The organism is Amycolatopsis sp. NPDC003731, assembly GCF_053586895.1.
The window spans coordinates 1-11339 of the sequence record NZ_JBSFNC010000220.1 but is presented as its reverse complement, the minus strand read 5'-3'; the positions used below and the strand labels follow the sequence as shown (position 1 = coordinate 11339).

Annotated in this window: 7 protein-coding genes; all 7 read left to right on the top strand. The window is 72.3% G+C overall.

All coding sequences use genetic code 11. The features are described 5' to 3' along the window. The first annotated feature begins 181 nt into the window (after nucleotides 1-181). The 7 genes from ACWDN5_RS44050 to ACWDN5_RS44020 all read left to right on the top strand — a co-directional run bounded on the left by ACWDN5_RS44050 (nucleotide 182) and on the right by ACWDN5_RS44020 (nucleotide 8886). Nucleotides 182-1036: an SCO6745 family protein gene (locus ACWDN5_RS44050; protein ID WP_449680450.1), complete on the top strand. Its 855-nt coding sequence runs from the start codon at nucleotides 182-184 to the stop codon at nucleotides 1034-1036. Nucleotides 1037-1492: 456 nt separating this feature from the next. Then, nucleotides 1493-1759, top strand: coding sequence for a hypothetical protein (locus ACWDN5_RS44045; RefSeq protein ID WP_004562703.1), 267 nt, complete (start codon nucleotides 1493-1495; stop codon nucleotides 1757-1759). A gap of 10 nt (nucleotides 1760-1769) precedes the next feature. Continuing rightward, a complete protein-coding gene (locus ACWDN5_RS44040; protein ID WP_310970670.1) occupies nucleotides 1770-2252 on the top strand; it encodes a hypothetical protein in 483 nt (160 codons plus the stop codon). 3 nt (nucleotides 2253-2255) lie between these two features. After that, nucleotides 2256-5207, top strand: a complete 2952-nt coding sequence (locus ACWDN5_RS44035) for an ATP-binding protein (RefSeq protein WP_310970669.1) — start codon at nucleotides 2256-2258, stop codon at nucleotides 5205-5207. Then, nucleotides 5204-7276: a magnesium transporter gene (locus ACWDN5_RS44030; RefSeq protein ID WP_449680449.1), complete on the top strand. Its 2073-nt coding sequence runs from the start codon at nucleotides 5204-5206 to the stop codon at nucleotides 7274-7276. Before ACWDN5_RS44035 ends, ACWDN5_RS44030 begins: the two co-directional genes overlap by 4 nt. 3 nt (nucleotides 7277-7279) lie before the next feature. Continuing rightward, nucleotides 7280-7882 carry a hypothetical protein gene (locus tag ACWDN5_RS44025; protein ID WP_310970666.1) on the top strand — a complete coding sequence of 201 codons (603 nt, stop codon included), beginning with the start codon at nucleotides 7280-7282 and terminating at the stop codon, nucleotides 7880-7882. Nucleotides 7883-7899: 17 nt separating this feature from the next. Next, nucleotides 7900-8886, top strand: coding sequence for a C40 family peptidase (locus tag ACWDN5_RS44020; protein ID WP_449680451.1), 987 nt, complete (start codon nucleotides 7900-7902; stop codon nucleotides 8884-8886). Nucleotides 8887-11339: the final 2453 nt, after the last annotated feature.

Genomic DNA, 11339 nt, shown 5'->3' with positions numbered 1-11339 from the left:
GTCGACACGCGTGTTTGGAGGGTCGACACGGCGGGACCCGCAGCCGAAGCCGTGTCGACCTCTCAATCACGCGTGTCGACCTCCTGATCACGCGTGTCGACCGCTCAATCACGGGTGATGACCCTTCCTGCACGCCGAAGCGTGGTTCCGTCGCGTGGTTACCCGGTAGTAGGGTGCGGGCATGGCGGGTGACGAGCAGCGGTTCAAGTCGGCTTTCGATTCCTTGCACGCCTTCGTGTACTTCGTTCCCGAAGCCGAGGCCGCGCTCACCGGGATCGGGCTGCGCCCGGGCCGGATGCCGTACTTCGCGAGCCGGTCGGCGGCCATGGGGGCCGTCGGGCCGGAGGTCGTCGCGGCCACCTTCTACAACTTCAACCCCGAGGTCGTCGCCCGCGTGATCCCGCGCGCCTGGACCCTGGCGACGCCGGAGCAGGTCCTCGACGCGCGGCTCGAAGCCGTCGACAAGGCGCTGACCCGCCTGTTTGGCGACCACGTCAAGAGCGACGAAGTCGCCGAGGCCGCCGAACTCGCCCGCGAGGCGAGCCGGGGGTGCACCGGCGAAGGACGTCCCCTCTACGCCGCGCACGCAGGACTGGCCTGGCCGGGGGAGCCGCACCTGGTGCTCTGGCACGCCATCACGCTGCTGCGCGAGTACCGCGGCGACGGCCACATCGCCGCCCTCGTCCTCGAAGGGCTCGACGGCCTCGAAGCCCTCGTCACCCACAGCGCCACCGGACGCGGGTTCAACCTCACCGCCGCGAAGCTCACCCGCGGCTGGAGCGACGAGCAGTGGGCCGCGGCCGAGAGCCGGCTGACCGCCCGCGGCGTCCTCAGCGCCGACGGCGGGCTGACCGACGCGGGCGCCGCGCTGCGCGACCGCATCGAAGCGGCCACCGAAACCGCCGCGCGACGGCCGTGGGACCACCTGGGCCCCGAGCGGACCGCCCGGCTCGAAGAGCTGTGCCGCGGTCTCAGCCGTCGCGTCATCGACGCGGGCGCCTTCCCGGACGGCGTCTTCGCCCTCGGCAGGCCCTGAACACCGGTCAAGATCACGCTATGTAGTGAAAAAGTTGTGAAGTATCGGGCGCCCCGTGACGGACAGCACTCGCGGTCAAGATCGACATGGCCGCCGACCGGCGGACGGCTGTCACAGAGCGGACTCGCGGGACACGGCCGTTCGTGTCATGCAACACTGTTCCAGGCCGCACAACGGCCACAGTGTCAGTACCCACAGTGAGCAAATCCCGGGCAATGGGGTGAGTTCGTCAGCACACTGAGAAGTATGGGTGGCCGGGGTTCAACCCGAGGGCCCTTGCCGCGATGATGGTGGGCGTGGAGATTTCGGGTGCCGCGCGCACCACGACGGTTGACAAGCCAGCCGGTCTCTACGCTGCGCACTTTGACCACTACCCCTCGTAGCCCCCATGATGTTGTTCGAAGCACCGCCTGAGCCAGAACCGCGCGGCCCCCACCGCGCACCGGGAGTATCGCGATGATGACCTTGACCACCCTCGACACGCTGGCGGCCGGCGAACTGGGCACGGGCAACGTGCGCCAGTGGCTGCTCGACAACGTCATCCCCCTGGTGCTGCTGGCCGTCGCACTCCTGCTCCTGTGGCTGGGCGGCGGCAAGGGCGACAACGCCGGTGTCATGCGCCGGCTCGCCGGCGTGGTCATCGCGCTCGCCATCATCGGTCTCGCGGTCAGCGGCGCGGGCGTGAACGTGGGCCAGTGGATCGCCGGCCTGTTCACCGGCTGAGGCGGCCCGCGTGCGCATCAGGACCGACGACGAGGTTTACCGGGTCGACGCCGTGTGGCTCGGCCCGCCGAAAGCGACTTTTCCCTGGAGAGCCCGGTACGTCGCCTGGCTCATCGGCATCCCGACCTTCTTCCTCGTGCTCGGCGTCGAACGCTGGGCGGGGTGGAGCTTCGGGTTCTTCTCGACGGCGTGGGCGTTCGTCGCCACCATCGTGATCACCCGGCTGCTCACCGCCAAGATCAGCCACGAGCGCCCGCTCGGGGCCGTGGTCGCGATGGCCGGGCGCGAGCTGAACACCCCCAGAGAGGTGACCACGGGCACCGGGGGCGCGGTCAGCGCCAGCCGCGTCCGGGTCAGGGCCGAGCGCCCGCTGCCGAAGCACAAGCGGAGGCGGCAGTACCAGCACCACGGCGGCCCGCCGGGGGCAGCCTTCACCCAGGGAGCACCACGAGCGCGCCGGAGCCGGGGCAACCCGGCTCGGGCCGGGAGGTAGTCGTTGTTCGGTCGCGGCGGTAGCCGAGGAAAACGGGGTCGGGACACCCACTCGGGCGCATGGCAACCGCCCGAGCAGGTCCGCGCGTCGCGGAACGGCTCGGGGAACAAGGCGCGCCTGCCCGGTGAGCAGGCGATTCCCGCGTATACCCCGTCGATCGCGGTGCGAAGCATCGACGGGCACCTGGTCCGCACCGGCGTCGAGGTCTACGCCTGGTACCGGCTGGCGCCGCAGCGCTGGTCGTTCCGCTCGGACTCCCAGCGGCGCGACCTGATCGCGGCCATCGCCGGCCAGTACGCCGAGCTGCAGGGCCGCTGGCTGCACCTGCGCGTGACGAACCGCCCGTACCCGATCCGGATGTGGGCCGAGGCGCACGTCTACAACGCCCACGGCCGCCCGGCCGACGTCCCCGGCGCCATGTCGTTCGACGACTACCTGATCGGCGAGCAGCAGCAGCTGATGGGCCGCTCGATGGCCGAAAAAGAGGTGTACCTGGGCGTCCAGGTGCAGACCCGGCGGATGGTCGACCGCGCGGTCGAGCGGGCCGCGCCGGTGCTGCGCAAGATCCTGCCCGAGGCCGTCGACGCCGAGCTGACCGCGCTGGACTCCGAGGTCGAGCACCTCGACCAGGTCATCGGCAGCGCCGGGCTGGAAGGCCGTCCGGTGCACGCCGAGGAGATGTCCTGGCTGATGCACCGCTCGTGCTCGCTGGGCCTGCCCGCGCCGCGGAACATGCCCGCCGTGCCGGGCGCGGCCTGGGAGCCGGAGGACCTGGCCAGCTTCACCGACGCCGCCGACTACTACGCCGAGCCGTACGCGCCGACGGTGACCGTCCGCGGCCGCACCGGCTCCAACGCCGGCGTCTCGCGGCACCTGGCCATCCTGACCGTCGGGCAGATGCACGGCCTGCAGATCCCCGAGGTCGACGACCCGTGGATCCAGCACGCCGACCGCCTGCCCGCCGCGGTCGAGGTGTCCGCGCGCATCTACGTCCGGCGGCCCGAAGAGGTCGCCGGCGAGCTGCAGCGGCAGATGAACAAGGTCCGCTCGCAGGTCAAGCACTACACCGACGAGCATGAGCTCGAGCCGCCGCAGTCGCTGTCCCGGCAGGCCGGGCGGGTGCTGGAGATCGACGATGAGATGACGTCGGGCTTCACCGCGCTGGCCACCCGCGTCCGCTCGTGGTGGCGGCTGGCGGTGTCCGGCCCGACCGAGCGCGACGCGCTGCGCCTGGCTCAGCAGCTGCTCGACCTGTACAAGCCGAAGATCGCCATCGAGCACCCCGAGGCCCAGTACGCGATGGCCCGGGAGTTCATCCCTGGCGAGCCGCTGGCCTCGGCGGCGTACATGCGCCGCGGTTCGGTGGTCTGGGCGTCCTCGGCGGTCCCGACGGCGACCGCGGAGGTCGGCGACCGCCGCGGCATCCTGCTCGGCGAGACGTGCACGGCGACCCGCCGCCCGGTCGCCTGGGACCCCTGGATGGCCCAGGAGATCCGCGACGGCTCCGGCCTCACCGCGATGGTGGCCGGCCTGGGTGGTGGTAAGTCGTTCCTCGGCGGCGGCATCGTCTACAAGACGCTGCGCGCGGGGGCGAACTGGACGATCCTCGACCCGTCGGGCCCGCTGTCGCGGCTGTGCGACCTGCCGGAGCTGCGCCCCTACGCGCGGCCGATCAACCTGCTCAACGCCCAGCCGGGGATCCTCAACCCGTACCGGGTGGTCGCCGAGCCGCTGATCGAGCACTTCATGGACGAGGACGACCCCGAGCGGTCCTGGCGCCGCGAGAAGGCCCTCGCGGGCGCGACCCGGCGACGGCTGGTGCTGGACGTCCTGACCGGTGTCCTGCCGTACGAGGTGTCCCGGATGGCGCAGACGCGGATCGTGCTGCTGCGCGCGGTGAGGGCCGTCGGCGGCCGGTTCGACGCCGATCCCGGCCAGGTAATCGATGCGCTCCGGCGGGATTCGTCGGAACACCACGAGCACGCGGGCGTCGTCGCGGACTTCCTCGACGAGATGCGCGAGCGCATGGCGCTGCTCATCCCGGAGACGGACGCGGACCCGTACTCGGAGACCCGCGACGACCGGCTCACCGTTCTGACGATGGCCGGGCTGACCCTGCCGAAGGACGGCGTCCCCCGCGAGTACTGGACGGACGCGGAGTCCCTGGGCGTCGAGATGCTGAACCTGGCGGCGTGGCTGACCCAGCGGTCGGTGTACGAGAAGCCGAAGGAGATGCGCAAGGGCGTCTGGATCGACGAGGCGTTCTTCCTCTCCGAGGTGCCCACGGGCCGCGTCCTGATGAACCGCTTCGCGCGTGACTCGCGCAAATGGAACGTCCGCGTGCTGCTGTCGTCCCAGATCCCGGCGGACTTCCTGAAGATCCAGGGGTTCGTGGCCCTGCTGGACTCGGTGTTCGTCGGCCGTCTCGACGACGACGACGCCCAGGCGGACGCCCTCAGGTTGCTGAAGGTGCCGGTCGGCGTCGGGTACGAGCAGGTCGTGGCGGCGCTCGGACGCCGTCCCGGAGCGCAGCGGGGCCTGGAGCGGGACGTCGAGCCCCGCCAGTTCATCTTCGGTGACGGCGCAGGAGGCGTGGAGCGCATCCGCGTCGACTTCTCCGGCCCCCACCTGGACCACCTGCGGGCGGTCATGGACACGACCCCGGGTTCGAAGGACGCGGCGCCGTCCCGCCGCCCGGGCAACGAGCTGGCGCTGCCGGCGGAGGAGAAGAAGCCGTACGTCGCCGTGCCCCCGGAGGACGACATCGAGCTGGAGCAGGACTTCGAGCTGGCGGCGGAACTGGAGGTCGGCCTGGCCGACGAGAACCTCCTCGGCGCACCGGACCCGCTGGCGTCCGAGACGGGCGAAGTGGAGGGCGGGGTCCAGCCGTCCAACGGGCAGCAGCAACACGCCCGCTCAGGTGGGAAGGGCGGCACCGGCCGGGACGCCGCATGAACACCGTGCTGACGCTGGCGGTCCTGCTGACGTTGGCCGCGGGGTGGCACTCGCTGAAGCGGCGGATCAAGGAAGGTCCGCGGCCGGGGCGGCGCACACCGGGGCGCAAGGCGACGATGTTCGCCGTCATGCTCGTCCTGGGCCTGCAGGCCATCGCGACCGCACCGGCGGCGAGCGCGGCGGCCTGCGGTGAGGCCCCCAACCCGGAACGCCCCGGCGCGGGCATGGTCGGCGCGATCGACCCCGCCGAAGGCCACGGCGAGGCGGGCAGCCCGTACGTCGACTACAGCTACGCCGGGTTCGTCTGGAACACCTTCGAGACGAACTGCTCCGGCATCAGCCTGACGCCACCGGGCTCGACGCTCGACACCTGGGGCGGCAACCAGCTGTTCAACCTGGGCAAGAACATCGTCGGCGCGACGAACTCGCTGCACTACACCGTGCTCGAAGGCGGTCTGCTCAACCCGCTGTACAACGCGGTCAAGTCGGGCGCGGAGAAGGTCTACAACAACATCTACGCCCAGCTGTTCGGGCTGGTCGCGCTGGTCATGTCGATCATGCTGTTCCGCAACATCTGGCGCGGTGACCTCGCCGCGGTCAGCAAACGGGCGCTGTACGCGCTGGCGGGCGTCTGGCTCGCCGCGTCGTCGCTGGCGATGCTGCGGTACTTCGACCCGATCGACAAGGCGATCGTCCAGACCACGACCAACATCCAGGCCGGGTTCGTCGACGACGCCGACAACCGCGTCGTGCGGCACGTGCTGCCGACGAACCTGCACAACGAAATCGTCTACAAGAACTGGATCCGCGGGGAGTTCGGTTCGCCGACTGCGCCGCAGGCCGAGCAGTTCGGCCGTCCGCTGCTGGACGCGCAGGCGTTCACCTGGGCGCAGCTGCGCAACGGCGATGACGCGAACCAGTCCGTCATCGACGGCAAGAAGAACGCCTACAAGGACATCTCCACCAAGCTGGGCCCCGCCACCGGCTACTTCACCGGCGAGGCCGGTGGCCGCACCGGTGCCGGCTTCCTCTCCCTGGGCCAAGCCCTCGTCTACTCGCTCTTCCAGCTCCTGGCCAAGGCCAGCGTCCTGCTCGCCCAGGTCCTCATCCGCCTCTTCGCCCTCACCGCGCCGCTCATCGGCCTGGTCGCCCTGCTGCACCCGGAGATCCTGCGCCGCGTGCTCAAGGTCGCCGGCGGGGTGGCCTTCAACCTCGTCGTCCTCTCCGTGCTCGCCGGCGTGCACGCCCTGCTGCTGCAGGCCATCTTCGACGCCGGCAACTCGCTGAACATGCTCACGCAGATGGTGCTCGCCGGGCTCATCACCGTGCTGCTGTTCATGGTCGGGCGGCCGGTGCGCCGGCTGTGGCAGATGGTCGAGATGTCGGTCAGCATGGTCGGCGCCGCGGTGCCGTCGCCCGGCGGCGGGATCTTCTCCCGGTTCCGGCGCAACAAGAACGGCCCGACCCCGCAGGACGAGTTCTGGCAGAACGTGCGCGACACCGACGACGTCGTCGACGGCGAGCAGCGCGGCCCGCTCGGGGCGACCGCCGGCGGTGGCCGGTTCCGGCCGGAAGCCACCATCTTCGCCAACGCCCAGCGCCTCGACAACGGCTCCCACGCCTCCCGCCCGGCCGCCGCCTGGTCCGGCGCGTGGCCGGGGGCCGTCGGCGGGGGCGGGTCCGCGGGCGCGCTGCCGGCGGGCGGACGTCCCGGCGCCCCGGTGTTCGGCCAGTACAACCCGGCCAACGGCGACGGCGGCGACTACGTCGTCGTCGGCGCGGGCGGCCGTCCGACGACGCGGGAGGAGAGCCGGCGCGTCGACACCTCGCCGGTGGCCGACCGGCGCTGGAGCGACGAGCCCGAGCCCGTCGTCGTGCCGTCCGACCTGCGGCCGCCCGAGTCCAGCTTCAGCGACTACGCGCCGCGGACGCCGGGTGTGCGCGCTCAGCCGCGGCGCGTGGACCCCGAAGTCGTCGCCGGCAAGCCGGTGTTCGTGCTCTACCGGCCGTCGCGGGGCATCGAAGTCCGCGAGGAGCCGCGGGACACCGACCAAGTGCTGGGGCGGTGATCGATGCCGATCCGCACCAACCGCGGCCGCGCCGCGGTCTACCGGCGCCTGTGGGGCTGGCCGCTGCGCTCGCCGCGCCACCTCGTCGGCGCGCTCGTGTTCCTGGCCATCCTCATCACCGCGCTGGGCATCGTGCTGCCGAAGGTGATCGGCAAACCACAGGCCAAGGCGTCCCCGGGCGGCCCGGGGACGACCACCTCGGCGACGGCGACCCCGCCGGGGGTCGCGGCGCCGGTCCCGACGTCGAACCTGCCGACGCGGCTGTCCACGCCGCTCGCCACCCCCACCCCGACGGCGCCGAACGCCGACGCGATCCGCGTCGCCAAGGAGTGGGCCGCGGCCTGGGTGAGGCACCCGGCCGGCATCACCTCCGAGCAGTGGCTCGCGCAGCTGAAGCCGTACACCACCGAGGAGTACCTGCCGGTGATGTCGACGGTCGACCCGTCGAACATCCCGGCGTCGAAGGTCACCGGTGAGCCGGTCGTCGGCACGTCCTACCCGAGCTCGGTGCAGCTGACCATCCCGACCGACGGGCCGAAGCTGGCCATCACGGTGGTGAGCACCAACGCCGGCTGGCGGGTCGCCGACTACGACCAGGCGAGCTGACCGTGCGGCGCCTGGGGTTGTGGCTGGGGCTGGTCGTGTTCGTCGCGATCGGTGCCCTGGTCGTGACCGCGGTCGCCGCCAAGGTCGTCATCGACAACCAGCAGGCGCAGGCCCGGGGCGTCAACCTGATGAGCTGCGACGCCTCGGTCGGGCCGACGCAGCCCGGCCAGGGTGATCGCGGCACGGTCGACGCGTCGAAGCTGGACGAGGAGCAGCGCGGCATCGTCGCGCTGATCATCTCGATCGGCAAGCAGCGGACGCTCGCGCCGCGCGCGTGGCAGGTCGCGATCCAGGCCGGCATGACCGAATCCGGCCTGCACAACCTCACCTACGGTGACCGCGACTCCCAGGGCATCTTCCAGATGCGGCCGTCGATGGGCTGGGGATCGGTCGCCGAGGTGACGAACCCGACGTACGCGGTCAATAAGTTCTACGACGTCCTCCTCGCGGTGCCGGACTGGGAGAACAAGCGGCCCGGCGACGCGGCGCAGGCGGTGGAGCGCTCGGGTTTCCCGGACCGCTACCACAAGTGGGAGCCGATGGCGGCGACGCTGGTCGAGACGGTCGGCCAGGTCGTCGACGTCGTCGCCTGCGGCACCGGCCTGGGCGCGCTGCTGCCGCCGAGCCAGGCGGCCGGGCAGGCGATCAGTTTCGCGCTGGGCGAGCAGGGCAAGCCGTATGTGTGGGGCGCCACGGGCCCGGATTCCTACGACTGTTCGGGCCTGATGCTGCGCGCGTACGAGTCGGCGGGGATCATCCTGCCGCGGGTCTCGCGCGACCAGTACCACGCCGGCGCGTACCTGCCGGTGCGTGACGCGCAGCCCGGTGACCTGCTGTTCCTCGCCACCGACCCGGCGGACCCGTCCTCCATCCACCACGTGATGATGTACCTGGGGGACAACAAGATCGTCGAGGCGCAGCAGACGGGTGTCCCGGTGCACACCCGGGCCTTCTCGTTCGACGAGCGCGAACTCGTGCCGCAGGCGGTCCGCCCCGGCGTTTAGCATGGGTTGCGAGGGCCTGGACACCGATCGCACCGACGTCGCGGCCGCTTCCACGAGCAGGTGGCCGCGTACTGGCAGAGGATGAGCACGTGGGACGCAAATTCGGCAGGAGGGGCAAGCCCGGAGCGGGCGAGCCCCGGGACCCGGCGGCGCTGTTCGGCGCGCCTCAGCCGCCCCGGCAGAGCGCGCGTCCCGTCTCCAGCACCCCGCTCGCCGACCAGCTGGGCCAGGGCTACCCGGGGGTCGACGCGGGGTACGTGGTGTTGCCGCGGTCGCTGGCCGAGGGCATGTCGCTGCCGTGGCAGCACCAGATGGCGGCGTTGCTGGCCCAGTTCCACGCGGAGAACGCGGGCCTGGCGTGGCCGATCTACCGGGTGGTGCCATCGCGCTACGAGAAGCTGGCGGACCTCGACGAGGAACAGCTCGCCGAGGCGGGCTACCTGGTGGAGATGGACGCGGACGGCGAGATGGTCTACCGGGAGAGGAGCGGGCGGAAGGTCCCGGACCCGGAGAACACGTCGGTCCTGGTGTCGTGCCTGGACCCGATCCCCAAGCCGGCAGCGCGACCCGCACCCCCGGCGGCGTCCCCGTCCGGCTCGGCGGCGGCCCCGGCCCCGATGAACATCGGCCCGGCCCCGGTGTGGCGGACGGTGCCCCACCCCCCGCCGGCGCAGGCGGTACCGGGGACACCGGAGCAGCAGGTGCCGGGGGCGTGGGCGCGGCCGGGTTCGTCCGGTGGCGGGGCCCCGGTTCCGCCGGAGTGGTCGCTGACGGCCGAGCCGGACCTGCCGGGCCCGGTGAAGGCCCCGACCCCGCCCCGCCATGCGGCGCCGGAGGCTCCTGCTTCGCCGGATGCGGTCACTTCTGCGCCTGAGCCGGTTGCTGCTGAGGAACGCCCGTCGGTGGCTGAGGCCGTGCAGGCTCAGGGGGCTCGCCCTGGGGCTGAGCCTGTGGATGCCCCGGAGACCGTCGCCTCGGCGCCCCGGGAGTCCGAGCGGCCGGAGGGTGCCGTCCCGGTGCCGGGTGAATCGCGGCCAGACAGTGCGACGGCAGCGCCGCAGGGCGTGGAGCAGCCGGAGACTGCGGTGACGCCACCCGGTGAACCTGAGGATCAGGCTGCCGGGTCGGTTTCAGCTGAGGCGGGGGACGCGAGTCAGTCCGGGGCGGCTGAACCGGTTTCTGACCAGCAGGAAGTTGCCGCACCGGCATTGCGAGAGGCGGAGCTGCCGGAGGCAGCCGGATCGGTATCCGCCGGAGCGGCATCGGAGGAGGCCGCCCGCCCGGAGTCGGTCGAACCTGCGGCCGAATGGGTGCCGTCGAACGAGCCCCAGACCGAGGCGGCACCCATGCCCGCCGAGTCGCAGGCAGGCGAAGCAGACCGGATCGAGCCGGACGTTCCCAGCTCGGCGGAACAGAAGCGGGACCATCCGGTCGAGAGCGCGCCGGCTGTGCCGCAGGAAGCGCACTCGGCCGGTCAACAGCCGCAGCCGCCGGTCGGGGTGCAGCCTTCCGCGGAATCGCAGACGGCGCCCGATGTCCCGCAGTCGATGCCTGCCGCGATATCGCAGGCAACGCCCGAGGTTCCTCAACCGACGGCCCCTCCGGAAGCGGAGTCGCAGCCGAGGGCCGCCTCAGAGGTGGAGTCGCATGCCGAACCGTCGGCATCCGCTGCGGTCGCGCAGCCGACGGCCGCCTCGGAGTCGGAGTCGCCCGCCGAACCGCCGGCACCCGCAGCCGTTCCACAGCCGACGGCGCAGACTGGCGGCGCCCACCAGCCTGCCGAATCGCAGGCCGCACCGGAGGTTCCCCAGCCGAGCGCTGCCTCGGCCGATGTCCCCCCGGCCTCACCGGAGGCACCGGCTCCGATGATCGGCGCCCATCTGCCCAAGCCGCCCTGGGGGCCTGCCTCGCTGCCGGGCACCACGCCCGCGCAGGGCAGCGGCGCGGCCGGCTCCCAGACGACACCCGGCCGCTCGGTGCAAGGCCCGGTCGATTCCCCAACGGTGCCCGGCGCTGCTCCGGTGCCCAGCTCGGCGCAGACTGGTTCCCCCGCTTCGCCGGTTACTCCGGCTGCTGGTCCGGCGCAAGGTCCGGCTGCTCCTCCCGCAGCGCCCGGCGCTCCGGCTGCTGGTCCGGCGCAAGGTCTGGCTGCTTCCCCCGCTGCGCCTGGCGCTCCGGTCGCCGGTCCGGCGCAAAGCCCGGCAGGTTCCCCAGCGGCACCCAGCACCCCGGCCGTCGGCCCGGCCCAAGGGGTGCCCGGCTCCCCAGCGGTACCCAGCACGCCGGCGCCCGGCGCGACGCAGAGTCCGACGGGTGCCTCAGCGGCACCCGGGGCTCCGGCGCAGAGCCCAGCGCCCAGCAGCACCCCGGCCGTCGGTCCGGCGCAGAGTCCGGCAGCGCCCAGCACCCCGGCGACCGGTCCGGCGCAGAGTCCGACGGGTGCCGCTGAGGCA